Origin of the sequence: Streptomyces sp. NPDC048604 (assembly GCF_043199435.1) — a bacterium.
Taxonomy (GTDB): Bacteria; Actinomycetota; Actinomycetes; order Streptomycetales; family Streptomycetaceae; genus Streptomyces.
Genome location: NZ_JBICVX010000004.1, coordinates 429,152 through 453,232, shown reverse-complemented (window position 1 = coordinate 453,232; position 24,081 = coordinate 429,152). Strand labels below are relative to the sequence as shown.

The window sequence follows — 24,081 nt, the reverse complement described above, 5'->3', positions numbered from 1 at the left end:
CCCTGGGGTGAACGGCCCTGACAAGGCACCGCGCTCCCGTGCCGGACCATTGCCCACAACGCGGAACACGTGCCCACAACAGGTCACCCGGCGGGGATACTGGTCCCATGACGGAGACGACCATCGGTATCGGCGGGGCGGCGGAGAGCACCGACATGGTGCTGAACATCGGGCCGCAGCACCCCTCCACGCACGGTGTGCTCCGTCTTCGGCTGGTCCTCGACGGCGAGGTCGTGCGGCACGCCGAGCCGGTCGTCGGGTACATGCACCGCGGCGCGGAGAAGCTGTTCGAGGCGCGCGACTACCGGCAGATCGTGATGCTGGCCAACCGCCACGACTGGCTCTCCGCGTTCTCCAACGAGCTGGGCGTCGTCATGGCCGTCGAGCGGATGCTCGGCATGGAGGTGCCCGAGCGCGCGGTGTGGATGCGCACGCTGCTCGCCGAGCTGAACCGGGTGCTCAACCATCTGATGTTCCTCGGCTCGTACCCGCTCGAACTCGGCGGGATCACGCCGATCTTCCACGCCTTCCGAGAGCGGGAGGAGCTGCAGGCCGTCATGGAGGAGATCTCCGGCGGCCGGATGCACTACATGTTCAACCGGGTCGGCGGCCTCAAGGAGGACCTGCCGGCCGGCTGGCTCGGCCGGGCCCGCACCGCGATCGCCGACGCGCAGGCACGGATGGACGTCTACGACCGCCTCGTGCTCGGCAACGAGATCTTCCGCGGCCGGACCCGCGGCGTCGGGACGCTGTCGGCGCAGGCCGTGCACTCCTTCGGCGTGACGGGGCCGATCGCCCGCGCCTCCGGGGTCGACTTCGATCTGCGGCGCGACGAGCCGTACCTCGCGTACGGGGAGCTGCAGGACACGCTGCGGGTCGTCACCCGCGGGGAGGGCGACTGCCTGGCCCGCTTCGAGTGCCTCCTGGAGCAGACGCACAACTCGCTGGAGCTGGCCGACGCCTGTCTGGACCGGCTGGACGAGCTGCCGGCGGGGCCGATCAACCAGCGGCTGCCGAAGGTCCTGAAGGCCCCCGAGGGCCACACGTACGCCTGGACCGAGAACCCGCTCGGCGTGAACGGCTACTACCTGGTCTCCAAGGGCGAGAAGACCCCGTACCGGCTCAAGCTCCGCTCGGCCTCGTACAACAACATCCAGGCCCTGACGGTGCTGCTGCCGGGGACGCTGGTCGCCGACATGGTGGCGATCCTCGGCTCGCTGTTCTTCGTCGTCGGCGACATCGACAAGTAGCGGCAGCCCCGCACAGCAGAAAGCCGCCGGTCCGCTGCTTGCGGATCCGGCGGCTTTTCCGTCGGTCAGGAGTTGACGGCGCCGCGGAGCTCGGCCACGTCGAGCTGCTCGGTCTCGTCGTGTGCGGTCAGGTCGATGACCTGGCCGATGGCCCGCGGGACCGGACGCGGGGCGGTCGCGGTCGCGGTCGCCGTCGCCTCGGCGAGGGCCTCCTCGCCCACCACGTCGGCGAGGTCCTCGTGCTGCACGGCCTCGATCGCGGCGACGGCCTTCTTCTGACCGCTCTGCAGGGCCTTGGCGCTCTGGCCGGGCGGCAGCGGCTTCGCGGCCGCCGGCAGGGCCGCGGCGGCGGCCTGCGTGCCGAAGAAGTCGAAGCTGCCCTCGGGCCGCGGGGCGGGCCGGCGGGCGTGGTACGGAACGACGGCGGCCGCGGCCGGGACGGTACGGACGGCCGGGGCGGCCGGCGCCGCGGGCAGCGCGGCGGCCGTACGAGCATGCTGCTCGGTCCCGGCGGCGGCCGCGTGCTTCCCCTGCGGCTCCTCCTCCCGGGACCGCTCGGCCAGGTCGCGGCTGCGGGCGGCCTCGACGGTGCGCCGGGCCTCCTGGGCGGCGGCGTTGCGGGCGAGGTTCCGCAGGGCCTCGGCGGCCTGCCGGTACGTCTCCGGGGTCGGCGTGGACCCGGCGGCGGGCAGCTCCTTGGCGGGGACGGACGCTTCGAGGGCGAGCCGGCGGCGGCCCTCCAGGGCGCTGGCGCGGGCGGTCTCGGCGGTGGCGTACCGGCGCAGCAGCTCCGCGTGCTCGTTGCGCAGGCCCGCCAGTTCGACGCGCTTGGCGCGCAGCTTGGTCTCCAGGCGGGCCCGCAGCTCGCGGGACTCCTCCAGGTCGGACTCCAGCTCGGCGATCCGCTCCTCGGACTTCCACTGGTCGGCGGTGCGGGCGCGGCCCAGCTCGGCGACCCTGCGACCGGCGCTCCGGTCCCAGCTGCGCATGATGACGGAGCCGGTGACCGCGGCGGCGGCCGCGGCCGCCACGAGCAGCCGCAGGACCAGCGGATCCGCGAACAGCCAGGCGCCTACCGCACAGACAGCGGAAGCGCCGGCGACCGCGGAGGGCGGCAGGAGCTTGTGCAACGGCGGGGAATGGCGGTGGCGTCCACGTGGCATGGCCTGAAATTTACCGTGCGTAGGCGGCCCGTGGGGGGCCGCCCCCGCAATCTCTTCGGCCATCTCGTGCAGGCCTGTCGGAATGACCGATTCCCTTTGCTCCGCCGTTACTTCCCGAGCAGGCCCTTCGACTCCAGATAGGCCTTCGCGACGTCCTCCGGCTTGGCCCGCTCGGCGTCCACCTTGCGGTTCAGCTCGGCGAGATCGGCGGTGGTCAGCACCCTGGTGATCTTGTCGAGCGCGGCCGCGATCTCCGGCGCCCCGGCATCCTGCGCATTGAGCACCGGCAGCACATTGTCGGCGTTCTGCAGCTTCTTGTCGTCGGCGAGGAAGACCAGCCCGAACGACTCGATCGTGGCGTCCGTGGTGGTCGTCAGGACCACCTGGTCCACCCCGTCCTTCACGGCCTGCTTGGCCTGCGGGGTGCCCACGCCCTTGGGGTCGATCCCGGCGACGTCGATGCCGTACGCGGCCTTCAGCCCCGGTGCGCAGAACGGCCGTACCGCGCATTCGTCGCCCGCCGCGATCTTCACCTTCAGCTTCGCCCGGCCCAGATCGGAAAGGCTGGTCAGCTTGTTCTTCTCGGCGAATTCCCGGCTCACCGCGAAGGCGTTCTGGTCGACCGCGTCGCCATGCGCCCCGACCTTCAGTCCGCGCGGCTCGGCGAGCTTCCGCAGCGCCGCCACCGTCGCCGCCGCGTCGCTCGACGCGACCGGCTTCTCCTCCGGCGCCTTCGGGCCGTTCACCTTGGCGTTCAGGAATTCCGCAAGCGTCGCCGCGTATTCCGGCACGATGTCGATCTCGCCCTTCTCCAGGGCGGGTTCGTACAGTTCGCGGTTCTTCACGGTGGTGACGGAGGCGTCGTAGCCGGCGTCGTCCAGGAGCTGCGCGTACAGCTCCGCCAGCACCTTCGACTCGGTGAAGGCGGCGGCGCCGACGACCAGCGTGCCCTTCTTCCCGCCGCCGGCCGCTCCGGCACCGCCCGCCTTCTCCAGGCTGTCGCCGCCGCAGGCGGTCAGCCCGCCGGTCAGCGCCGCGACGGCGAGCACCGCTCCTGCGACGCGCGAGGTCCTGCTCACGAGTTCACCCTTCTCCGTTGTCATGCTTTCCGTTCGGGCCGGCCCAGCAGCCGGTCCGTGCCCACCAGGGCCGCCTCCGCCAGCAGGGCGAGCAGCGCGACCAGCAGCGCGCCCGCCACCACCTGAGCGGTGTCGTACGTGGCGAAGCCGGCCGTGATGATCCGGCCCAGGCCGCCCTGGCCGACCATCGCGGCGATCGTCGCCGTGGCGATCACCTGCACGGTCGCCGAGCGCAGGCCCGTCATCAGCTGCGGCCGTGCCAGCGGGAGTTCGACCCGCCGGAACAGCTGCCCGCCCGACATCCCCATCCCGCGCGCCGCCTCCACCACGGCCCGGTCCACCTCCCGCACCCCCACATAGGCGTGGGTGAGCAGCGGCGGCACCGCGAACAGCACCAGCGCCGTCACGGTCGGCACATAGCCGGCGTTGCGCAGCGGCGACACCATGAACAGGGCGAGCACCGCGAACACCGGCACCGCCCGGCCCACGTTGGACACGTTGATCGCGACCGTGCCGCCCCGGCCCAGATGCCCCAGCCACAGCCCGAGGGGCAGCGCCAGTGCGCAGGCGACGAGCAGCGCGAGCCCGCTCACGTACAGATGCTCGGCGAGCCGCTGCCGGACGCCGTCCGCCCCGGCCCAGTTGGCGCCGTCGGCGAGCCAGGCCCAGGCGCCGGACACCGCGTTCACGCGACCGCCCCCCGGGCCGTGCGTATCCGCGTCCACGGCGTCAGCAGCCGCTGGACGCCGAGCAGCGCCAGGTCCGCCGTCACGGCGAGCAGCACGCACAGCACCGACGCGGCCAGCACCTGCGCCTTGAAGAACGTGGGCAGCGCGTCCTCGATCAGATTGCCCAGACCGCCCCGGCCCACGATCGAGCCGACCGTCGTCAGGGCGATCGTCGAGACCGTCGCCATCCGCACCCCGGCCATCACCGCCGGGAGCGCCAGCGGCAGTTCGACCTCCCACAGCAGCCGGCCCGCGCCGTACCCCATGCCGCGCGCGGCCTCCCGCGTATCGGCGGGCACCGCATCCAGGCCTGCCAGGATGTTCCGCACCAGGATCGTCAGCGAGTACAGCACCAGGCCGGTGACGACCAGCGACGCGGACAGCCCGAAGACCGGCAGCAGCAGCGAGAACATCGCGAGCGACGGGACCGTGTACAGCAGCGTGGTCAGCCCCAGGACCGGCGCGGCCAGCCGCGGCCGGGCCCGTACGAGCAGGGCGAGCGGGAAGGCGACGAGGAGGCCGAGCAGCACGGAGGCGGTGGTGATGCCGATGTGCTGCAGCGTCGCCTCGGTCAACTCGCCGCTGCGGGTGCGCAGATACTCGCCGCAGATCCAGTCGTTGGTCACCAGGCAGTTCGCCGTGCTCATGCGCCTCCCCCCGGTCGCGTCGGCCTTCCGAACGTCTGTGCAAAGTCCGGTGCTGCGACCCTAACCCCCGCCGCCGACAATCGCCGAGGACCGCCACGATGCGGCAACACGCCCTTCACACGCGCCCGACGGCGACCGGCCACAATGGGGCGCATGATCCGGTTCGAGCACGTGACCAAGCGGTACGCGGACGGCACCACGGCCGTCGACGATCTCTCCTTCGAGGTCACCGAGGGCGAACTGGTCACCCTGGTGGGCCCGTCCGGCTGCGGCAAGACGACCACCATGAAGATGGTGAACCGGCTGATCGAGCCCACCGAGGGCCGGATCCTGCTGGACGGCGCGGACGTCGCCGGCATCGACCCGGTCAAGCTCCGTCGCCGCATCGGCTACGTCATCCAGCAGGTCGGCCTCTTCCCGCACCGCACCGTCCTGGACAACACGGCGACCGTCCCCGCCCTGCTCGGCTGGAAGAAGAACCACGCCCGGGAACGCGCCGCCGAACTCCTCGACCTGGTCGGCCTCGACCCCGGGACCTTCGGCCACCGCTACCCCGAGCAGCTCTCCGGCGGCCAGCGCCAGCGCGTCGGCGTGGCCCGCGCGCTCGCCGCCGACCCGCCGGTGCTGCTGATGGACGAGCCGTTCGGCGCGGTCGACCCGGTGGTCCGCGAGCGGCTGCAGAACGAGTTCCTGAACCTCCAGGCCACCGTCCGCAAGACGGTCCTGCTCGTCACGCACGACCTGGAGGAGGCGGTCCGCCTCGGCGACCGCATCGCCGTCTACGGGCAGGGCCGCATCGAGCAGTTCGACACCCCCGCCGCCGTGCTCGCCGCGCCCGCCACCGCGTACGTCGCCGACTTCGTCGGCCAGGACCGCGGCCTCAAGCGGCTCGCGGTCACCCCGATCACCCGTCAGGACCTCGAAGAACGCCCGGGGCTCACCAAGGACGCCCCGCCCGCCGCCGTCCCTCTCGGCGCCCCGCTCAAGGACGCCCTGTCCGCGCTGCTGCTGCACGACGCGGACCACGTCCCGGTCACCGACCCGCAGCAGGACGGCCGTACCGTCGGGGTGCTCACGGCGGCCGCGCTGCACCGGGCCCTGCGAAGGTCCGTCAGCTCGCGCTGAGCCGGCCGCTCATCCAGACCAGGGCCGGCGGGATCTCCCGGTTCCACGTGTTGAAGTTGTGGCCGCCGCTGTCCAGCATGATCGAGGAGACGCGGGCCGGGGCCTTCACCTTCTTGATGAACTCCAGCGTCCCCTTCAGGTTCCCCTCGCCCTCCCTCGACGAGGTGACCAGGAACGACGACCGGCCCTGCGGCCGGTGGTCCAGGCTCCACAGCAGGTTGGCCCGCTTGCGCGCCCGGTTGTCGCCGCGGAACAGATCGCCCGTCGTGACGTCCTCGGCCGCCTTGTAGTACGCCGACAGGCCGGCGCCGGCCGCGTACCGCTCCGGGTGGTGCAGGGCGATCTTCAGCGCGCAGTAGCCGCCGGTCGAGTTGCCGATGAAGCCCCAGTTCCGCGCCTTGGAGCCGACCCGGTAGGTCTCCGAGACCGCGGCCGGCAGGTCCTGCGCGAAGAAGGTCTCGGTCTTCGGGCCGCCCTTGACGTCCACGCACTCGGTGTCCCGCGGCGGGGCGACGGTGGGCCGCAGCATCACCAGGATCATCGGCCGCATCTTCCCGTCCTTCACCTGCTGGAAGGCGGTCCGCGGGTACTTCAGGCCCTTCAGCAGGTTCTCCGCCGTGCCCGGGTACCCGGTCAGCACCACCGAGGCCGGAAACGTGGACTTCGCGTACGCCGGCTGGAAGTACTCCGGAGGCAGGTACACGTACGCCGGGCTGGTGATGCCCGACCGGACGCCCGCGACCACGATCTTCTGGATCTGCCCGCCGACCGACGGCCGCTGACCGCCCGGCACGTCCAGACGCTGCGTGCCGACCACCTTCACGCCGCTCTTCCCGGCCGAGTGGTCGACGACGACCCCGAGCTCCTGCTCCTGGCCGAACAGGTCCGCCCAGGACCCGTAGAACAGGAACGACTTGTTGGCCGCGAGCCCGACCGAGGCGAACAGCACGAGCTGGGTCGCCAGCATCAGGCCGATCCGGCCGGACACGGCGCGCCAGTTCCGGCCCGACAGGCGCGGCCACAGCCAGACCGTGGCGACGAAACACACCACGGCCAGCGTGACGGCCAGCGCCAGAACCTTGTTACTGGTGAGACCCATGAGGCGATTGAACTTTCTTCGTGGAGAATTTCCTGTGAGCGAGTGAACCCGCCCCCCGGAAGCGCCGTCCTAGAGGGCGCAACTCCTCCGGCAGGGCCCGCTGGCCGCCGGAGCCAGAATCTCTCGCGGAGCCACGGGAAGCGATGTCTGTCACGGTAGATGGGGACAAATCACGATCGGTTCCGCTTTGGGTGCGACGGATCCTCAGCGGACCGCGCCCCGAAGCGGTACCGGCCCTCGTCGGCACGGCCTGCACGGTCATCGGCCTGATCGACGTCGCCGCGGGAATCTTCCCGCGCTTCCGGGCCAGCCGCATGCACGCCCTCGCCGAGGTCCTCCCCGGCACCCTGGGCCCGCTGTCCGCCGCCCTCTCCCTCAGCGCCGGCGTCCTGCTGCTGCTCCTCGCCCACGGCCTCAAGCGCCACAAGCGCCGCGCCTGGCGCGCCGCCGTGGTCCTGCTACCGCTCGGCGCCGCCGCCCAGTTCACCTGGCGGCACTCCGTCCTCGGCGCACTGCTCTCCCTCGTGCTGCTCACCCTGCTGCTGCGCCACCGCGACCAGTTCGCCGCCCTGCCCGACCCGCGCAGCCGCTGGCGAGCACTCGCCAACTTCGTCCTCATGGGCGCCGGCTCCATCGCCCTCGGCCTCGTCGTCGTCAGCGCCCACCCGCGCCGCATCATCGGCAGCCCCGGCCTCACCGACCGCCTCGAACACGTCCTGTACGGACTCGTCGGCGTCGAAGGCCCCATCGGCTACACCGGCAACGCCGACTGGGTCGTCGGCTACTCGCTCGGCGCGCTCGGCATGCTCACCGCCCTCACCACCATCTACTTCGCCTTCCGGCCCGAACACCCGGCCGCCCGGCTCACCGAGGACGACGAGACCCGGCTGCGCGCCCTGCTCGCCAAGCACGGCGGCCGCGACTCCCTCGGCCACTTCGCGCTCCGCCGCGACAAGGGCGTCGTCTTCTCCCCCAGCGGCAAGGCCGCCGTCTGCTACCGCGTCGTCTCCGGCGTGATGCTCGCCAGCGGCGACCCCATCGGCGACGTCGAAGCCTGGCCCGGCGCCATCGAACGCTTCATGGACGAGGCCAAGGCCCACTCCTGGACCCCCGCCGTCATGGGCTGCTCCGAGACCGGCGGCGAGGTCTGGACCCGCGAGACCGGCCTCGACGCGCTCGAACTCGGCGACGAGGCGGTGGTGGACGTCAAGGATTTCTCCCTGTCCGGACGGGCCATGCGCAACGTCCGGCAGATGGTGAAGCGCATCGAGCGGAACGGTTACACCACCCGCGTCCGCCGCGCCCGTGACCTCGACCAGGACGAACTGGACCGCATCCGCCTCGCCGCCGCCGACTGGCGCGGCACCGACAACGAGCGCGGCTTCTCCATGGCCCTCGGCCGCATCGGCGACCCCGCCGACGGCGACGCCGTGATCGCCACCGCCCACAGGGCGGACGCCGCCACGGAAACGGACTCCCCGTACGGAGACCTCAAGGCGATCATCCACTTCGTGCCCTGGGGCGAGGACGGCATGTCCCTCGAACTCATGCGCCGCGACCGCTCCGCCGACCCCGGCATGAACGAACTCCTCATCGTCGCCGCCCTCCAGGACTCCCCCCGCCTCGGCATCGAACGGGTCTCCCTCAACTTCGCCATGTTCCGCGCCGCCCTCGCCCGCGGCGAGAAGATCGGCGCCGGCCCCGTGCTCCGCATCTGGCGCGGCCTGCTCGTCTTCCTCTCCCGCTGGTTCCAGATCGAGTCGCTGTACAAGTTCAACGCCAAGTTCCAGCCCCGCTGGGAACCCCGCTTCGTCGTCTACCGCAAGAGCCGCGACCTGCCCCGCATCGGCTTCGCCGCCATGCAGGCCGAAGGCTTCGTCGACCTCGCCCTGCCCCGCCCCTTCGCCCGCCGCCGCCCCGCCCGCGCGCCCCGGCCCTGCGCCCACATCGACCGCGTCGGCGGCGAGCACGGCCCGGCCATGGCCGAGCACGAGGTCCGCGCCGCGTGACCGTACGCCCGGTCGGGGGGCCGGGCGTACCCCCCGCCCGGAGGAGCGCCACAGCCGCCGGGCCCTACGCTGGACGTATGAGTACGTTGCACGGACGGGGCACGGCCTGGGGCCTGCCGGAGTGGGACCGCTGTGCGGTCATGGGCGTCGTCAACGTGACGCCGGACTCCTTCTCCGACGGCGGCCGCTGGTTCGACACCACGGCGGCCGTCAAGCGGGGCCTGGACCTCGTCGCCGAAGGCGCCGACCTGATCGACGTCGGCGGCGAGTCCACCCGCCCCGGCGCCACCCGCGTCGACGAGGAGGAGGAACTCCGCCGCGTCGTCCCCGTCGTCCGCGGACTCGCCGCGGAAGGAGTCACGGTCTCCGTCGACACCATGCGCGCCACCGTCGCCGCCCGCGCCGTCGCGGCGGGCGCCGCACTCGTCAACGACGTCAGCGGCGGCCTCGCCGACCCGCAGATGATCCCCGCCGTCGCCGCCGCCGAAGTCCCCTTCGTCGTCATGCACTGGCGTGGCTTCAGCGCCGACATGAACAGCCTCGCCGTGTACGACGACGTCGTCGGCGAAGTCCTCGCCGAACTGCGCACCCGCATGGACGCCGTCGTCGACGGCGGCATCGCCCCCGAACGCCTCGTCCTCGACCCCGGCCTCGGCTTCGCGAAGCTCGCCCCGCACGACCTGGCCCTCGTCGCCCACCTCGCCGAGTTCCGAGCCCTCGGCCGGCCCCTGCTCGTCGCCGCCTCCCGCAAGCGGTTCCTCGGCGCCGTCCTCGCCGGCACCGACGGCGCCCCGCCGCCGGCCCGCGAACGCGACGCGGCCACCGCCGCCGTGTCCGCCATAGCCGCCCACGAAGGCGCCTGGGCCGTCCGCGTCCACGAGGTCCGCGCCACCGCCGACGCCGTACGGGTCGCCAGAGCCGTCGAAGGAGCCCGGTGACCCACGAGAGCGACACCCAGGCGGTCGCGGCCGCCAACACCGCCTTCTACGAGGCGATGGAACGGGGCGACTTCGACACGGTCTCCACCCTCTGGATCTCCGACGCCGACGGACCCCCCTACTCCGGGATCTCCTGCGTCCACCCCGGCTGGCCCCTGCTCTTCGGCCGCGGCCAGGTGCTCCGCTCCTACGCCGTGATCATGGCCAACACCGAGTACATCCAGTTCTTCCTCACCGACGTCCGCGTCTCCCTCGCCGGCGACGTCGCCGTGGTCACCTGCACCGAGAACATCCTCAGCGGCGGCCCCGCAGAGGACGAGGGCGAGCTCGGCCCCCTCGTGGGACAGCTCGTCGTCGCCACCAATGTGTTCCGCCGCACATCCGACGGCTGGAAACTCTGGTCCCACCACGCCTCCCCGGTACTCACCGAGGACGAGGAGGAAACTCCCGCCGAAGGCGGCTCCTGACCAGGTCGGCGAGCCATCCGGCGCAATCCGGAGGGTTGGAATCCCAGGCACGGGGTAGGCGCGACCACCAACCCCTGCGGCCGCCTCCGCCACGCCCCCATGGAACAACGCTGTCGGACCCCGCAGGTAGATTCGAAGAGGACACCCGGCCGTCCGCACCCGGCTGGCGTGTGCACCGAACTACGACAGCAGGAGTGATTCGCGTGGATCGTGTCGCGCTGCGCGGCCTCAAGGCCCGAGGGCACCACGGCGTCTTCCCCAAGGAACGCGAGGAAGGCCAGACCTTCATCGTGGACCTCGTCCTCGGCCTGGACACCCGCCCCGCCGCCGCCGACGACGACCTCACCAAGACGGTGCACTACGGCGTCGTCGCCGAAGAGGTCGTCGACGTGGTGGAGGGCGAGCCGGTCGACCTGATCGAGACGCTCGCCGAACGAATCGCCCAGAAGTGCCTCAAGCACGACCTCGTCCAGGAGGTGGAGGTCGTCGTGCACAAGCCGGACGCACCGATCACCGTCCCCTTCGACGACGTCACCGTCACCATCACCCGGAGCCGCGTATGAACGCCACGCACAGCGACCCGACCGTGCAGCCCGTGCCGGCCTCCGTCGTCGAGACGGTAGACGCCGCGGACGTCACCCTGTCCAACCCGAAACGGGCGGTCATCGCCCTCGGCGCCAACCTCGGCAACCGCCTGGAGACCCTCCAGGGCGCCGTGGACGCGCTGGAGGACACCCCCGGCGTCCGGGTCAAGGCCGTCTCCCCCGTGTACGAGACCGAGCCGTGGGGCGTCGAGCCCGGCAGCCAGCCCTCGTACCTCAACGCCGTCGTCGTCGTGAAGACGACGCTGCCACCCTCCTCCCTCCTGGAGCGCGCCCACGCCGTCGAGGAGGCCTTCCACCGCGTCCGCGAGGAGCGCTGGGGCTCCCGCACCATCGACGTCGACATCGTGGCGTACGCGGACGTCGTCTCCGACGACCCCGTCCTGACCCTGCCGCACCCCCGCGCCCACCAGCGCGCCTTCGTCCTCGCCCCCTGGCACGACGTCGAACCCGAGGCCCGGCTCACCGGCCACGGCCCCGTCGCCGAGCTGCTCGCCACCGTCGGCCGCACCGGTGTCGAAGCCCGCCCCGACCTGGAACTCCGACTGCCCGAGTAGCCGTTACTCTCAGCGAGAGCTGAGCGACGACCGATCACGAAGGGCACCCGGTGAAACAACTACGGCTGAAGGTCCTCGCCGGGCTGTTCCTCGGGGCCGGAGTCCTCTCCTGGGGCGCGGCCCGCCTGTGGGACGCCGTCGGCACCCTGCCGAGCGTCCCGCTCGCGGCCCCCATCGTCCTGGCCGCCATCGCCGTGGTCCTGGCGGCCACGGCCCTGTCCCTCCGCGCCCGCCTGAAGGCCCAGCGCGACCGCCGCCCCGGCGCGAAGGGCGTCGAGCCGCTGATGGCCGCCCGCGCGGTGGTCTTCGGTCAGGCCAGCGCCCTGGTGGCCGCCGTCGTCTCCGGCATGTACGGCGGCGCCGGCGTCTTCCTGCTCGGCTCCCTGGACATGCCGGCCCGCCGCGAGCAGGCCGTCTACGCCGCCTTCTCGGTGGTCGCCGGCATCGCGGTCATCGCCGCCGCCCTCTTCCTGGAACGCGTCTGCCGCCTCCCGGATGACGAGAACGGGACGGGGGCGGCCGGCACGGCCAAATGAGCCGTACCGACCGCCCCCGTACTCCCGGACGGCTCAGTGCGCCATGATCAGGCTCATCGCCTCGGCGCGGGTCGCGGAGTCGCGCAGCTGGCCGCGGACGGCCGAGGTGATGGTCTTCGCACCCGGCTTGCGGATGCCGCGCATCGACATGCACATGTGCTCGCACTCGACGACCACGATCACCCCGCGCGGCTCCAGGATCTCCATGAGGGAGTCCGCCACCTGCGTGGTGAGTCGTTCCTGCACCTGCGGCCGGCGGGCATAGACGTCGACCAGGCGGGCCAGCTTCGACAGCCCGGTGATCTTGCCGGACGTCGACGGGATGTAGCCGACGTGCGCCACGCCCCGGAACGGGACGAGGTGATGCTCACAGGTCGAGTACACCTCGATGTCCTTGACCAGCACCATCTCGTCGTGGCCGAGGTCGAACGTCGTCGTCAGCACGTCCTCGGGCTGCTGCCAGAGGCCCGCGAATATCTCCTGGTACGCCCGCGCCACCCGCGCCGGCGTCTCCCGCAGCCCCTCCCGGTCGGGGTCCTCGCCGACCGCGATGAGGAGCTCTCGTACGGCGTTCTCGGCGCGCTTCTCGTCGAACTCGCCGATCGTGCCCTCGCCGTCCAGCGTCACCGGGTCGGTCATGTGTGCCTCGTTCCGTCTGACTGATGGGCGCGGAAACAACCCGCGCCCCCACAGGCTAGAACCTGTGAGGGCGCGGCTTCCATTCCGGGTCCGGGGGCTAGGCCTCCGGGGTTTCCTCCGGGGCGACCTCGATCGCCTTGGTGGTGTCCACCGTCGACGCGGGGGTCGCGCCGTTGGTCAGGGCCAGCTCCTTGGGGGAGAGGACCGGCGGCCGGGTGGACGGGGTGCGGCGGGCCGAGCCGGTCCACGCCGGGCGGGCCGGGCGCTTCACGATCGGGGCGAAGATCTCGGCGATCTCCTCCTTGCCGAGGGTCTCCTTCTCGAGGAGCGCGAGGACGAGGTTGTCGAGCAGGTCGCGGTTCTCGACCAGGATCTCCCAGGCCTCGTTGTGCGCGGTCTCGATGAGCTTCTTGACCTCTTCGTCGACGAGCGCGGCGACCTCTTCCGAGTAGTCGCGCTGGTGCGCCATCTCCCGGCCGAGGAACGGCTCGGTGTTGTCGCCGCCGAACTTGATCGCGCCGAGACGCTCGGTCATGCCGTACTGGGTGACCATCGCGCGGGCCGTGGTGGTGGCCTTCTCGATGTCGTTCGCGGCGCCCGTGGTCGGGTCGTGGAAGACCAGTTCCTCGGCCGCCCGGCCGCCCAGCATGTAGGCCAGCTGGTCGAGCATCTCGTTGCGGGTGGTCGAGTACTTGTCCTCGTCCGGGAGCACCATCGTGTAGCCGAGGGCCCGGCCGCGGGACAGGATGGTGATCTTGTGGACCGGGTCGGAGTTCGGCGAGGCCGCCGCGACCAGGGCGTGACCGCCCTCGTGGTACGCGGTGATCTTCTTCTCCTTGTCCGACATGATCCGGGTCCGCTTCTGCGGGCCCGCGACCACGCGGTCGATCGCCTCGTCCAGCGCCTTGTTGTCGATCAGCTTCTGATCGCCGCGGGCGGTGAGCAGCGCCGCCTCGTTGAGCACGTTGGACAGGTCCGCACCGGTGAAGCCGGGGGTGCGGCGGGCGACCGCGCCCAGGTCGACGTCCGGGGCGACGGGCTTGCCCTTCTGGTGGACCTTGAGGATCTCCAGACGGCCCTGCATGTCCGGGCGGTCGACGGCGATCTGCCGGTCGAAGCGGCCGGGGCGCAGGAGCGCGGGGTCGAGGATGTCGGGCCGGTTGGTGGCGGCGATCAGGATGACGCCGCCCTTCACGTCGAAGCCGTCCATCTCGACGAGCAGCTGGTTGAGGGTCTGCTCGCGCTCGTCGTGGCCGCCGCCGAGGCCGGCGCCGCGGTGCCGGCCGACGGCGTCGATCTCGTCGACGAAGACGATGGCGGGGGCGTTGGCCTTGGCCTGCTCGAACAGGTCGCGGACCCGGGACGCGCCGACGCCGACGAACATCTCGACGAAGTCGGAGCCGGAGATCGAGTAGAAGGGCACGCCGGCCTCGCCGGCGACGGCGCGCGCGAGGAGCGTCTTGCCGGTGCCGGGCGGGCCGTACAGCAGCACGCCCTTGGGGATCTTGGCGCCGACGGCCTGGAACTTGGCCGGCTCCTGGAGGAACTCCTTGATCTCCTGGAGTTCCTCGACGGCCTCGTCGGAGCCCGCCACGTCGGCGAAGGTGGTCTTCGGGGTGTCCTTGGTGATGAGCTTGGCCTTGGACTTGCCGAAGTTCATGACCCGGGAGCCGCCGCCCTGCATCTGATTCATCAGGAACAGGAAGACGACCACGATGAGGACGAAGGGCAGCAGCGAGAGCAGCACCGAGACGAACGGCGACTGCTTGGAGGGCGAGACGGTGTAGCCGTTCTCGATCTCACCGGCCGCGTACTTCTTCTGCAGGGTGGAGGCGAGGTCGGCGCCCTGGGTGCCGATGTAGCTCGCCTGGATCTTGTCGCTGCCGCCGTACTTGTTCTTGTCGGCGCCGTTCTTGAGCTCGACCTTGATGATCTGATCGTCGCCGGTGGTCAGCTTGACCTGGTCGACCTGGTTGTCGTCGATCGCCTGGACGACCTTGGCGGTGTCCACCGTCTTGTAGCCGCCGGACGAGCCGACGACCTGCATCAACACGACCACGGCGAGGACGGCCAGCACGATCCACATGACCGGCCCACGGAAGTATCGCTTCACGTCCATCCATACGGAGCGAGAACGCCCCGTCCCTCCTGCCCGTAGGTAAATGCTGCTATGAGAAAAAGCTGTTCTTCGGACGGTACCTCAGCATCGGGGGCCCCGACCGCCTTCCCATGGTTCAACGGCGGGAGGGCGGTGCGGGTTCCCGGGCGGTGTCCGGTTGGGGGCAGTGTGCCTCAGCCGCCGTAGACGTGCGGGGCGAGCGTGCCGACAAAGGGGAGATTGCGGTACTTCTCGGCGTAGTCGAGGCCGTATCCCACGACGAATTCGTTGGGGATGTCGAAACCGATCCACTTGACGTCGATCGCGACCTTCGCGGCGTCCGGCTTGCGCAGCAGGGTGCAGACCTCGAGGGAGGCCGGCTCGCGCGAGCCGAGGTTCGACAGCAGCCACGACAGGGTCAGGCCGGAGTCGATGATGTCCTCGACGATCAGGACGTGCCTGCCCTTGATGTCGGTGTCGAGGTCCTTGAGGATGCGGACCACGCCGGAGGACTGGGTGCCCGCGCCGTACGACGAGACGGCCATCCAGTCCATGGTGACGGGGGTGGACAGCGCGCGCGCCAGGTCCGCCATCACCATCACGGCGCCCTTGAGGACACCGACGATGAGCAGGTCCTTGCCCGCGTACTCCGCGTCGATCTTCGCGGCCAGCTCGGCCAGCTTCGCGTCGATCTCTTCCTTGGTGATGAGCACCGACTGGAGGTCGGTGCTCATGTCCTTCTCGTTCACCCGGGTCACTTTCGTTGCAGCTTGCGTCAGCCTTGCCGGATGACCAGTCTGCCACCCTGACGCCGTGCCTCGACGCGTCCGGGCAGATTGATGGCGCCCTGGCCGCGCCATCCGGTGATCAGCCGGTCGACTTCTTCGATGTGCCGGGCGAACAGCGAGCCGGCGGGAGCGCCCTCGGCGATGACGGCGCGGCGCAGGACGCGGCGGCGTACCGCGGGGGGCAGGCCGAAGAGTTTCGCGCACTCGAGCACCCCGGTCTCGTCCCGTACGGCGGCCTCGGCGTCGGCGGCCCAGGTGTCGAGGGCGTCGGCGTCGTCGCGGGAGAGTTGGGCCGTCCGGGCGAGGGCTTCGACGACGCCTTTGCCCAGGGCCTTCTCCAGGGCGGGGAGGCCCTCGTGGCGGAGCCGGGAGCGGGTGTAGGCGGGGTCGGCGTTGTGGGGGTCGTCCCAGACCGCGAGTTCCTGGGCGACGCAGGCCTTGCGGACGGTCTGCCGGTCGAGCTGCAGGAAGGGGCGGCGGTAGCGGCGGGTGGCTCCGCTGACGGCGGCCATGCCGGACAGGGAGCGGATGCCGGAGCCGCGGGCGAGGCCGAGGAGGACGGTCTCGGCCTGGTCGTCGCGGGTGTGGCCGAGGAGGACGGCGGCGGCGCCGTGCTTTTCGGCGGTGGCGTCGAGGGCGGCGTAGCGGGCGTCGCGGGCGGCGGCCTCGGGACCTCCCTCGCGGCCGACGGTGACGGCGACGGTCTCGACGGGGTCGAGGCCCAGCGCGGTCATGCGGACGCAGACCTCGGCCGCGCGCAGCGCGGAGCCGTCCTGGAGGCCGTGGTCGACGGTGATGCCGCCGGCGCGGACGGCCAGCTTGCGGGACTCGAACGCGAGCGCGGAGGCGAGCGCCATGGAGTCGGCGCCTCCGGAGCAGGCGACGAGCACGAGCGGGGTGTGCGGGGCGTCGGCGGCCCGGTGTTCGTTGATGACGTCGTGGAGTACGCGGCGGACCGCCAGGCGTATCGCCGCGACCGCAGGATGGGGACCCATGTCCGGTGCCCTTCGTGGAGAGGGAGGGAGTGGCTCGGTTCGGAGTCTTAACGGTCGGAAGAGGGGGTTCGGTCACTCAGAGTGCGTCGATGGTGACAGAACTCGGCCGTTACCCGAGCATTGCACGCCTACCCCTCGCCTACGGTCCCTCGGATGGGTGATGGGCGGGGCTTTCTTCCGTCATCGGCACCACCAGACTCAGGAGTCTGCTTTACGGTGCACCCTCGCCACCCAGTCCGCGGGTTCGGCGATCTCCGCCTTGGTGGGCAGGGTGTTGGGGGAGGTCCAGATCCGGTTGAAGCCGTCCATGCCGACCTGGTCGACGACGGCGCGGACGAAGCGCTCGCCGTCGCGGTACTGGCGGAGCTTGGCGTCGAGGCCGAGCAGTTTGCGCAGGGCGAGGTCGAGGCGGGACGCGCCGCGGGCCCGGCGCTGCTGGAACTTCTCGCGGATCTCCTGGACGGACGGCACGACCTGGGGTCCGACGCCGTCCATCACGTAGTCGGCGTGGCCTTCGAGCAGGGACATCACGGCGGTGAGCCGGCCGAGGATCTCGCGCTGCTCGGGGGTCTGGACCAGTTCGACGAGCGACTGGCTCGGCTCGCCCTCCTCGCCCTCGGGCCGGCCGCCGACGAAGGCCTGGGTGGCCTGGCGGAGCCGTTCGAGGACGGTGGCGGGGTCGACGTCGGTGGCGGCGAGGAAGGACTGGATCTCGCCCTGGAGGTGGTCGCGCAGCCAGGGCACGGCGGTGAACTGGGTGCGGTGGGTCTCCTCGTGGAGGCAGACCCAGAGCCGGAAGTCGTGCGGGGCGACGGCCAGTTCGCGTTCGACGTGGACGATGTTGGGGGCGACCAGGAGCAGTCGGCCGCCGCCGTCGGAGGCGGGCAGTTCGCGGGAGGCGGGGGCGAAGGTCTCGTACTGGCCGAGGACGCGGGAGGCGAGGAAGGACAGGAGCATTCCGAGCTCCACGCCGGTGACCTTGCCGCCGACCGCGCCGAGCACGGTGCCGCCGGGGGTGCCGGCGCGGCGTTCCTGCATCTTGCCGAGGAGCGGGGAGAGCAGTTCGCGGAAGCCGGCGACGTTGGCGCGGATCCAGCCGGCCCGGTCGACGACGAGGACGGGCGTGTCCTCCGGCTCGTGGCCCTCGGGGATCATGCGCGTGAAGGCGCGCACGTGTTCCTCGGACGCCTTGGCGTGCCGGCGGAGTTCGGCGACGACCTCGCGGGCCTCGTCGCGGCTCACCTCCGGCCCGGGGCGCACCAGTCGGGTCGCGGTCGCGACCGCGAGGTTCCAGTCGACCATCTCGGCACCACTGATGCTCGTCATGCGTCAACCGTACGTTCTCGAGGCGCGATCGGTGAGGGTTCCGGCCGGTCAGCCGTTCGGGGCGAGTGCGGCGGAGAGCCGGTCGAGGGCGGGCTGTGCGGTGTACGGGGAGGGGGTGCGGCCGGCGAGGAACGCGAAGGCGAGCAGCCGGCCGTCGGCGGTGACGACGGTGCCGGCGAGGGTGTTCACGCCGGTGAGGGTGCCGGTCTTCGCGCGCACCGCTCCGGCGCCTGGGGTGGTGGCGGGGTCGGTGTACCGGCCGGCGAGGGTGCCGGTGAAGCCGCCGACGGGCAGTCCGGTGAGGACGGGCCGCAGTTCGGGGCGGTCCGGGTCGGCCGCGCGGGTGAGGATCGCGGTGAGGGCGGCGGCGGAGAGCCGGTCGGTGCGGTCGAGGCCGCTGCCGTCGGCGAGGCGGGCCCCGGCGAGGGGGACGCCGAGGGTCTTGAGGCGGTCGCGGACGGCCTGCTCGGCGCCGGCGAAGCTCGCGGGCTTCTTGGCCTTCAGCGCGGTCTGGCGGGCGAGTGCCTCGGCGAGGTCGTTGTCGCTGTTCGTGAGCATGCGCTCGACGAGGGCGGCGAGCGGCCGGGAGTACGTGCGGGCGACGACGGCCGAACCGGCGGGCGCGCGGCCGGCGACGGGGGCGCCCTGCACGGTGATCCCGGCCTGGCCGAGCAGTTCGGCGAACGCGGCGGCGGCGTCGCGGGCGGGGTCGGCGCTGCGGGGTGCGGGGCCGCTGGTGGAGCCGTCGGTGCGGCCCTCGTCGAGCATGAGGGCACTGACCGGGGCGATGTTGTCGTTGGGGCCGATGCGGTGGACGGCGGGGCCGGTGTAGCGGGAGGCGTCGTACGTGAGGGTCGCCTTGGTCGCGCCGCGGTCGCGCAGGGCGCGGGCGGCGCCGGCGGCGAGGGCGCGCAGTCCGGCGCGGTCGAGGGTGGGGTCGCCGCCGCCGGCGAGGGTGACGCGGCGGCCGTCGGGGGTCGCGGCGACGGCGGTGGGGATGCGGTGGCCGGGGCCGAGCGCGGTGAGCGCGGCGGCCGCGGTGGCGATCTTGATGGTGGAGGCGGGTGTCATCGGGGTGGCGGCGCCCTGCCCGTACAGCTGCTTTCCGGTGGCGACGTCGACGACGGAGGCGGTGCGCAGCGGGCCGAGGCCGGGGTCGCCGAGGAGCGGGACGAGCGCGGCGGCGAGGTCCTTGGGGCGGCCCGCGGAGCGTCCGGCGGCCGCCGGGGCGGGGTCGCCGGGGCCGAGCGGGCCGAGGACGGCCGGGGCGCTGGGGGCGGGCTCCGGAGCCGGCGGCAGGCCCTCGGCGGCGCGGGCGGCGGCGTGATGTGCGCCACCTGTCCGTTCCGCGGCGACCGCCCTGCTCCGCTCGGCTTTACGCTGACCGTTGTCCCAGGGACCGGCCGCGGCCACCGCTGACGCGGCCAGGACGAGCCCGAGGACGGCCGAGCCGGCCGTGAGCTGCCACAGTCTCGGCTCCGGCATGGCTGACCAGCCCCTTTCGCGATCACACACCTGCGTGAGGGACACTTAATCACCGCGCGCCGTCGCGAGCATTGACATGTGTTGATTCAGGAGGAGCCACCCGTGGAGTTCGACGTTCTCATCGAGATCCCCAAGGGGTCGCGCAACAAGTACGAGGTCGACCACGAGACGGGTCGCATCCGCCTGGACCGCCGCCTCTTCACGTCGACCGCCTACCCGGCGGACTACGGGTACATCGAGAACACCCTCGGCGAGGACGGCGACCCGCTGGACGCGCTGGTCATCCTCGACGAGCCGACGTTCCCGGGCTGTCTGATCAAGTGCCGCGCGATCGGCATGTTCCGCATGACGGACGAGGCCGGCGGCGACGACAAGCTGCTGTGCGTCCCGGCGACGGACCCGCGCGTGGAGCACCTGCGTGACATCCACCACGTGTCGGAGTTCGACCGCCTGGAGATCCAGCACTTCTTCGAGGTCTACAAGGACCTGGAGCCGGGCAAGTCGGTCGAGGGCGCCGACTGGGTCGGCCGCACCGAGGCCGAGGCCGAGGTCGAGAAGTCGTACAAGCGCTTCCAGGAGCAGGGCGGCCACTGAGCCCTCTCCCTTCCGCTGTCCGTGACGGGCGGCGCACCCGCGTCGGGTGCGCCGCCCGTCGCGCGTTCATACTGGGACCGACCGAGGGCCGGGCGGTGACGGGCGCCGGGCAGGGAGCGAAGGCGGAGCGAGTGGTGGCGAGCCCGGAGGGCCCGGAAGGCCCGGACGAGGCTGCGGAGGACCGCAAGCCGCGGTCGGACGAGGCGCACAGCGCGTTCACGCCGCCCGCCGGGGTCGAGCAGCCGGCCGCGCCGGAGGAGGATCATCCGACCTCCGAGTTCGCGATTCCGGAGGGCGTGGCGGGCCCGGAGCCGTCGGCGGAGCAGGAGGGTTCGGCGTTCACGACGCCGTCGGCGTACTCGGCGGCGACCTCGCCGCCGGCGTTCACGCCCGCGTTCGGCGTGCCGATGGTGCGGTTGTCGAAGGACGCGCCGTGGCAGGACCGGATGCGGACGATGCTGCGGCTGCCGGCCGCGGAGCGCCCCGTGCCGGAGCAGCCCGTGCCGGAGGGCGCGGCCGGGCCGAACGTGCCGCGGGTGCTCGACCTGACGCTGCGCATCGGCGAGCTGCTGCTGGCCGGCGGCGAGGGCGCGGAGGACGTCGAGGCGGCGATGCTGGCGATCTGCCGCGGCTATGGCCTGGACCGCTGCGAGCCGGGCGTGACGTTCACGCTGCTGTCGATCACGTACCAGCCGTCGCTGGTGGACGCGCCGGTCACGGCGAACCGCACGGTGCGCCGGCGCGGCACGGACTACACCCGCCTGGAGGCGGTGTACCAGCTGCTCGCCGACATCAACGCGGAGGACCACGACGTCTCGCCGGAGGAGGCGTATCGGCGGCTCGCGTTGATCCGCCGCAACCGGCACCCGTACCCGGGCTGGGTGCTGACCCTGGCGGCGGGCGTGCTGGCGGGGGCGGCGTCGGTGCTGCTGGGCGGCGATCTGACGGTGTTCTTCGTGGCGGCGCTCGGCGCGGTGCTCGGCGACCGGCTGGCGTGGCTGTGCGCGGGGCGCGGGCTGCCGGAGTTCTACCAGTTCCTGGTGGCGGCGATGCCGCCGGCGACGCTGGGGGCGCTGCTGACGCTGCTGCACGCGGATCTGCGGCCGTCGGCGGTGATCACCGGCGGTCTGTTCGCGCTGATCCCGGGGCGGGCGCTGGTCTCGGCGGTGCAGGACGGCCTGACCGGCTTCTACATCACGGCCTCGGCCCGGCTCCTGGAGGTCGGGTACTTCTTCGTGGCGATCGTGGTCGGCGTGCTGTCCGTGCTGTACGTGGCGGTGCAGTTCGACGCCAATCTGAACCCGGACGGGACGCTGCAGCCGGTCGAGCGGCCGGTGGTGCAGATCGTGGCGGCGATGGTGCTGTGCCTGACGTTCGCGGTGCTGCTGCAGCAGAGCCGGGCGACGGTGTGGATCGCGACCCTGAACGGGGGCGTGGCCTGGGTGGTGTACGCGTCGATCGCCGTGACGGCGGACGGCTCGTCGGTGATGGCGACGGCGGTGGCGGCCGGTCTGGTGGGTCTGTTCGGCCAGCTGATCGCCCGGTACGAGCACACGTCGTCGCTGCCGTACGTGACGGCGGCGATCGGGCCGCTGCTGCCGGGTTCCGCGACGTACTTCGGGGTCCTGGCGATCGCCCAGAACAACCTCGACGAGGGGTTCGCCTCGCTGGCGAAGGCGGCGGCGCTGGCCCTGGCGATCGCGATCGGGGTGAACCTGGGAGGCGAGCTGGCCCGCATGTTCATGCGGGCCCCCGGCGTCGGGGCGCTGCGCCGCGCGGCCAAGCGCACGCGGGGCTTCTAGGCGGCTTCCCGGCTCGTACCTGCTACCGCTTGGCGTGGCGGCCGCGGCCCTGGCCCTGGGCGGGCGGGTTGGTCTCGTCGGCGGCCTGGGCCTTCTCCTTCTTGGCGTGCGAGCGGGCCCTCAGGAACTCGATGACGATCGGCAGCACGGAGATCAGCACGATGAGGATGAGGATCGCCTCGATGTGCTTGTGCACGAAGTCGATCTTGCCGAGGGAGGCGCCGAGCAGCGTCACGCCGGCGCCCCACAGGACGCCGCCGATGATGTTGAACGTGATGAACGAGCGGTAGTTCATCCGGCTCACACCGGCGATGATCGGCGTGAACGTGCGCACGATCGGCACGAAGCGGGCCAGGATCAGCGACTTCGGGCCGTGCTTCTCGAAGAAGACGTGGGCCTTCTCCACGTTCTCCTGCTTGAACAGCTTGGAGTCCGGGCGCTTGAACAGCGCGGGGCCGACCTTGCGGCCGAAGAGGTACCCCACCTGGTCGCCGATGATGGCGGCGGCGACCACCAACGTGCAGACCAGCCACAGCGGGGAGTCCAGCTTGCCGGTGGTGACCAGCAGGCCGGTGGTGAACAGCAGCGAGTCGCCGGGCAGGAAGAAGCCGATGAGGAGTCCGGACTCGGCGAAGACGATGACCAGGACACCGATCAGACCGAAGGTCTGGATCAGATAGTCCGGGTCCAGCCAGCTCGGGCCGAGGGCAAGCGTGTTCACGGGTTGCGGGCTCCAGGGTCGCGTGCGGGGGCAGGGCGGCCGCGGGGCGGCCGCCCAAAGGTACCAACGCTTCCTGAACAGCCCGGGTTCCACGGGTGCACCCCCGGTGCCCGCACCATCGCGCACAGGATGCGGCGGCCACGCTCCGGGGTGAGCCTGTCGCCATGAGTATCGACGAGTACGGCGGCGGACAGGGCCCGCACCCCGACGTCCTGGTGGTCACGACCAACGACCTGCCCGGGTACGAGGTCCAGCAGGTGATCGGCGAGGTCTTCGGCCTGACGGTGCGCTCCCGGCACCTCGGCAGCCAGATCGGCGCGGGCCTGAAGTCCATGGTCGGCGGCGAGCTGAAGGGTCTGACGAAGACCCTGGTGGAGACCCGCAACCAGGCGATGGACCGCCTCGTGGAGCAGGCCCGGGCGCGCGGCGCCAACGCGGTCCTGATGTTCCGCTTCGACGTGACGGCCGCGGCGGACGTGGGCACGGAGGTGTGCGCGTACGGCACGGCGGTGGTGGTCGCGCCGAAGGTCTGAGCCGAGGCCTGAGCGGAGCCGGCAGCCGTACGGGGGACGGGGCCCCACCCCCCGTACGGTCTAGGCGGCGTCCGGGGTGTGGCCGTGGCGCCGCGCGTTCGCGTGGATCGCGTCGCGCAGGTGCGCGGCCATGCCGGGGCGGATGGCGTCGTAGAACGCCGTGAAGCGCTCGTCCGCGACGTACATGTCGCCCAGGCAGGTGTGCATCTTGTAGCCGCAGTCGTAGAACCAGCCGTTGATGTGCTGCCGGTGCTCCTCGGCCAGGTCCATGGCGCGCTCGCCGTCCGCGGGCTCGCCCTCGGCCATCACGGCGTCGTAGCGGCGGCCCCAGTCGGCGTTCTCGTCCTGCATGCGCTGCCAGTCCGCCTTGGTGTAGCGGGCCGTGCGGCGCTGCGACTCCTTGTACGCCTCGGTGTCGCCCCAGCGGTTCTCGGTCTCGTCGGCGTACTGCTCCGGGTCGTTGTCCCCGAAGACCTCGAACCGCTCCTCGGGTGTGAGGTTGATGCCCATCTTCTTCGCCTCCATGGCGTGTTCGACGGCCTCGGCCATCTTCTGGAGCTCGGCGATCCGGGCGGTGAGCAGCTCGTGCTGGCGCCGCAGGTGTGCCTGCGGGTCCGCCTCGGGGTCGTCGAGCAGGGACGCGACCTGTTCCAGCGGGAAACCGAGTTCCCGGTAGAACAGGATCTGCTGCAGCCGGTCGAGGTCACCGTCGTCGTAGCGCCGGTGTCCCGCGTGGCTGCGAGCGCTCGGGGAGAGCAGTCCGATCTCGTCGTAGTGGTGCAGGGTGCGCACCGTGACGCCGGCGAAACCGGCGACCTGCCCCACGGAATAGCTCACCGTCTCCGCTCCCTTCGTGCGTTCGAGGACCAGCGTGCCGCCTCACGCGGCGTGAGGTTCAAG

24 protein-coding genes are annotated in these 24,081 nt (G+C 71.8%); 11 read left to right on the top strand and 13 right to left on the bottom strand.

Going from position 1 to position 24,081, the window contains the following annotated elements:
* Nucleotides 1–107: 107 nt before the first annotated feature.
* Nucleotides 108–1,250, top strand: coding sequence for an NADH-quinone oxidoreductase subunit D (locus tag ACGFMM_RS11480; RefSeq protein ID WP_393645437.1), 1,143 nt, complete (start codon nucleotides 108–110; stop codon nucleotides 1,248–1,250).
* A 65-nt stretch (nucleotides 1,251–1,315) separates the two neighbouring features.
* Here the strand turns inward: ACGFMM_RS11480 and ACGFMM_RS11475 are convergent, their stop codons facing one another.
* From ACGFMM_RS11475 to ACGFMM_RS11460, 4 genes are all read right to left on the bottom strand, one after another.
* Nucleotides 1,316–2,413, bottom strand: coding sequence for a hypothetical protein (locus ACGFMM_RS11475; RefSeq protein ID WP_393645436.1), 1,098 nt, complete (start codon nucleotides 2,411–2,413; stop codon nucleotides 1,316–1,318).
* A 107-nt stretch (nucleotides 2,414–2,520) separates the two neighbouring features.
* Nucleotides 2,521–3,516: an ABC transporter substrate-binding protein gene (locus ACGFMM_RS11470; protein WP_393645434.1), complete on the bottom strand. Its 996-nt coding sequence runs from the start codon at nucleotides 3,514–3,516 to the stop codon at nucleotides 2,521–2,523.
* Nucleotides 3,513–4,181 carry an ABC transporter permease gene (locus tag ACGFMM_RS11465; protein WP_393645432.1) on the bottom strand — a complete coding sequence of 223 codons (669 nt, stop codon included), beginning with the start codon at nucleotides 4,179–4,181 and terminating at the stop codon, nucleotides 3,513–3,515. The genes ACGFMM_RS11470 and ACGFMM_RS11465 overlap by 4 nt, the downstream gene beginning before the upstream one ends.
* Complete coding sequence (locus ACGFMM_RS11460; RefSeq protein ID WP_393645431.1) at nucleotides 4,178–4,867, bottom strand: ABC transporter permease; 690 nt, start codon at nucleotides 4,865–4,867, stop codon at nucleotides 4,178–4,180. The genes ACGFMM_RS11465 and ACGFMM_RS11460 overlap by 4 nt, the downstream gene beginning before the upstream one ends.
* 153 nt (nucleotides 4,868–5,020) lie before the next feature.
* Between ACGFMM_RS11460 and ACGFMM_RS11455 the strand changes: the two genes are divergently transcribed.
* On the top strand, nucleotides 5,021–5,992 hold the full coding sequence (locus ACGFMM_RS11455; RefSeq protein ID WP_393645429.1) for an ABC transporter ATP-binding protein: 972 nt from the start codon (nucleotides 5,021–5,023) through the stop codon (nucleotides 5,990–5,992).
* Here ACGFMM_RS11455 and ACGFMM_RS11450 read toward each other — a convergent pair.
* On the bottom strand, nucleotides 5,979–7,091 hold the full coding sequence (locus tag ACGFMM_RS11450; protein ID WP_393645427.1) for an alpha/beta hydrolase: 1,113 nt from the start codon (nucleotides 7,089–7,091) through the stop codon (nucleotides 5,979–5,981). The two genes, ACGFMM_RS11455 and ACGFMM_RS11450, sit on opposite strands and share 14 nt — an antisense overlap.
* 143 nt (nucleotides 7,092–7,234) lie before the next feature.
* On the opposite strand from ACGFMM_RS11450, the gene ACGFMM_RS11445 reads away from it, so the two are divergent.
* From ACGFMM_RS11445 to ACGFMM_RS11420, 6 genes are all read left to right on the top strand, one after another.
* Complete coding sequence (locus ACGFMM_RS11445; protein ID WP_393645426.1) at nucleotides 7,235–9,100, top strand: phosphatidylglycerol lysyltransferase domain-containing protein; 1,866 nt, start codon at nucleotides 7,235–7,237, stop codon at nucleotides 9,098–9,100.
* 77 nt (nucleotides 9,101–9,177) lie between these two features.
* A complete protein-coding gene (gene folP / locus ACGFMM_RS11440; protein ID WP_393645424.1) occupies nucleotides 9,178–10,038 on the top strand; it encodes a dihydropteroate synthase in 861 nt (286 codons plus the stop codon).
* On the top strand, nucleotides 10,035–10,505 hold the full coding sequence (locus ACGFMM_RS11435) for a nuclear transport factor 2 family protein (RefSeq protein WP_393645423.1): 471 nt from the start codon (nucleotides 10,035–10,037) through the stop codon (nucleotides 10,503–10,505). The genes folP and ACGFMM_RS11435 overlap by 4 nt, the downstream gene beginning before the upstream one ends.
* 194 nt (nucleotides 10,506–10,699) lie before the next feature.
* Nucleotides 10,700–11,068 (top strand): dihydroneopterin aldolase, encoded by a 369-nt coding sequence (gene folB, locus ACGFMM_RS11430; protein WP_393645421.1) that lies wholly within the window; start codon nucleotides 10,700–10,702, stop codon nucleotides 11,066–11,068.
* Nucleotides 11,065–11,664: a 2-amino-4-hydroxy-6-hydroxymethyldihydropteridine diphosphokinase gene (gene folK, locus ACGFMM_RS11425; RefSeq protein WP_393645419.1), complete on the top strand. Its 600-nt coding sequence runs from the start codon at nucleotides 11,065–11,067 to the stop codon at nucleotides 11,662–11,664. The genes folB and folK overlap by 4 nt, the downstream gene beginning before the upstream one ends.
* Before the next feature lie 50 nt (nucleotides 11,665–11,714).
* Nucleotides 11,715–12,200, top strand: coding sequence for a DUF3180 domain-containing protein (locus tag ACGFMM_RS11420; protein WP_393645418.1), 486 nt, complete (start codon nucleotides 11,715–11,717; stop codon nucleotides 12,198–12,200).
* Between the two features lie 33 nt (nucleotides 12,201–12,233).
* Here the strand turns inward: ACGFMM_RS11420 and folE are convergent, their stop codons facing one another.
* The 6 genes from folE to dacB form a co-directional block, all read right to left on the bottom strand.
* Entirely contained in the window at nucleotides 12,234–12,839 is a 606-nt protein-coding gene (gene folE, locus ACGFMM_RS11415; protein WP_393645416.1) for a GTP cyclohydrolase I FolE, read from the bottom strand.
* A gap of 97 nt (nucleotides 12,840–12,936) precedes the next feature.
* The gene (gene ftsH, locus ACGFMM_RS11410) at nucleotides 12,937–14,958 is read right to left on the bottom strand and encodes an ATP-dependent zinc metalloprotease FtsH (protein ID WP_393645414.1); all 2,022 of its coding nucleotides are present in this window, start codon (nucleotides 14,956–14,958) and stop codon (nucleotides 12,937–12,939) included.
* A 173-nt stretch (nucleotides 14,959–15,131) separates the two neighbouring features.
* Entirely contained in the window at nucleotides 15,132–15,671 is a 540-nt protein-coding gene (gene hpt, locus ACGFMM_RS11405) for a hypoxanthine phosphoribosyltransferase (protein WP_393645413.1), read from the bottom strand.
* 41 nt (nucleotides 15,672–15,712) lie between these two features.
* Nucleotides 15,713–16,720: a tRNA lysidine(34) synthetase TilS gene (gene tilS, locus ACGFMM_RS11400; RefSeq protein ID WP_393645411.1), complete on the bottom strand. Its 1,008-nt coding sequence runs from the start codon at nucleotides 16,718–16,720 to the stop codon at nucleotides 15,713–15,715.
* Nucleotides 16,721–16,918: 198 nt separating this feature from the next.
* Nucleotides 16,919–18,046, bottom strand: coding sequence for a zinc-dependent metalloprotease (locus tag ACGFMM_RS11395; protein WP_393645410.1), 1,128 nt, complete (start codon nucleotides 18,044–18,046; stop codon nucleotides 16,919–16,921).
* Between the two features lie 48 nt (nucleotides 18,047–18,094).
* On the bottom strand, nucleotides 18,095–19,531 hold the full coding sequence (gene dacB, locus ACGFMM_RS11390) for a D-alanyl-D-alanine carboxypeptidase/D-alanyl-D-alanine-endopeptidase (RefSeq protein WP_393645408.1): 1,437 nt from the start codon (nucleotides 19,529–19,531) through the stop codon (nucleotides 18,095–18,097).
* A gap of 102 nt (nucleotides 19,532–19,633) precedes the next feature.
* On the opposite strand from dacB, the gene ACGFMM_RS11385 reads away from it, so the two are divergent.
* Together ACGFMM_RS11385 and ACGFMM_RS11380 are read left to right on the top strand one after the other, a co-directional pair.
* Nucleotides 19,634–20,125, top strand: coding sequence for an inorganic diphosphatase (locus ACGFMM_RS11385; protein WP_331919872.1), 492 nt, complete (start codon nucleotides 19,634–19,636; stop codon nucleotides 20,123–20,125).
* Between the two features lie 131 nt (nucleotides 20,126–20,256).
* Complete coding sequence (locus tag ACGFMM_RS11380; protein ID WP_393645407.1) at nucleotides 20,257–21,927, top strand: threonine/serine exporter family protein; 1,671 nt, start codon at nucleotides 20,257–20,259, stop codon at nucleotides 21,925–21,927.
* A gap of 22 nt (nucleotides 21,928–21,949) precedes the next feature.
* Here the strand turns inward: ACGFMM_RS11380 and ACGFMM_RS11375 are convergent, their stop codons facing one another.
* A complete protein-coding gene (locus ACGFMM_RS11375; RefSeq protein ID WP_393645406.1) occupies nucleotides 21,950–22,648 on the bottom strand; it encodes a DedA family protein in 699 nt (232 codons plus the stop codon).
* A gap of 164 nt (nucleotides 22,649–22,812) precedes the next feature.
* On the opposite strand from ACGFMM_RS11375, the gene ACGFMM_RS11370 reads away from it, so the two are divergent.
* Nucleotides 22,813–23,181, top strand: a complete 369-nt coding sequence (locus ACGFMM_RS11370; RefSeq protein WP_393645404.1) for a YbjQ family protein — start codon at nucleotides 22,813–22,815, stop codon at nucleotides 23,179–23,181.
* A 60-nt stretch (nucleotides 23,182–23,241) separates the two neighbouring features.
* Here the strand turns inward: ACGFMM_RS11370 and ACGFMM_RS11365 are convergent, their stop codons facing one another.
* A complete protein-coding gene (locus tag ACGFMM_RS11365) occupies nucleotides 23,242–24,018 on the bottom strand; it encodes a MerR family transcriptional regulator (RefSeq protein WP_393645403.1) in 777 nt (258 codons plus the stop codon).
* Nucleotides 24,019–24,081 lie beyond the last annotated feature (63 nt).

Coding starts and splice junctions, on each gene's coding strand:
- ftsH (WP_393645414.1), bottom strand. CDS start 14,958: ATGGACGTGAAGCGATACTTCCGTGGGCCGGTCATGTGGATCGTGCTG.
- tilS (WP_393645411.1), bottom strand. CDS start 16,720: ATGGGTCCCCATCCTGCGGTCGCGGCGATACGCCTGGCGGTCCGCCGC.
- ACGFMM_RS11445 (WP_393645426.1), top strand. CDS start 7,235: ATGTCTGTCACGGTAGATGGGGACAAATCACGATCGGTTCCGCTTTGG.
- ACGFMM_RS11450 (WP_393645427.1), bottom strand. CDS start 7,091: ATGGGTCTCACCAGTAACAAGGTTCTGGCGCTGGCCGTCACGCTGGCC.
- folP (WP_393645424.1), top strand. CDS start 9,178: ATGAGTACGTTGCACGGACGGGGCACGGCCTGGGGCCTGCCGGAGTGG.
- dacB (WP_393645408.1), bottom strand. CDS start 19,531: ATGCCGGAGCCGAGACTGTGGCAGCTCACGGCCGGCTCGGCCGTCCTC.
- ACGFMM_RS11460 (WP_393645431.1), bottom strand. CDS start 4,867: ATGAGCACGGCGAACTGCCTGGTGACCAACGACTGGATCTGCGGCGAG.
- hpt (WP_393645413.1), bottom strand. CDS start 15,671: ATGAGCACCGACCTCCAGTCGGTGCTCATCACCAAGGAAGAGATCGAC.
- ACGFMM_RS11370 (WP_393645404.1), top strand. CDS start 22,813: ATGAGTATCGACGAGTACGGCGGCGGACAGGGCCCGCACCCCGACGTC.
- folE (WP_393645416.1), bottom strand. CDS start 12,839: ATGACCGACCCGGTGACGCTGGACGGCGAGGGCACGATCGGCGAGTTC.
- ACGFMM_RS11455 (WP_393645429.1), top strand. CDS start 5,021: ATGATCCGGTTCGAGCACGTGACCAAGCGGTACGCGGACGGCACCACG.
- ACGFMM_RS11395 (WP_393645410.1), bottom strand. CDS start 18,046: ATGACGAGCATCAGTGGTGCCGAGATGGTCGACTGGAACCTCGCGGTC.
- ACGFMM_RS11480 (WP_393645437.1), top strand. CDS start 108: ATGACGGAGACGACCATCGGTATCGGCGGGGCGGCGGAGAGCACCGAC.
- ACGFMM_RS11475 (WP_393645436.1), bottom strand. CDS start 2,413: ATGCCACGTGGACGCCACCGCCATTCCCCGCCGTTGCACAAGCTCCTG.
- ACGFMM_RS11470 (WP_393645434.1), bottom strand. CDS start 3,516: ATGACAACGGAGAAGGGTGAACTCGTGAGCAGGACCTCGCGCGTCGCA.
- folK (WP_393645419.1), top strand. CDS start 11,065: ATGAACGCCACGCACAGCGACCCGACCGTGCAGCCCGTGCCGGCCTCC.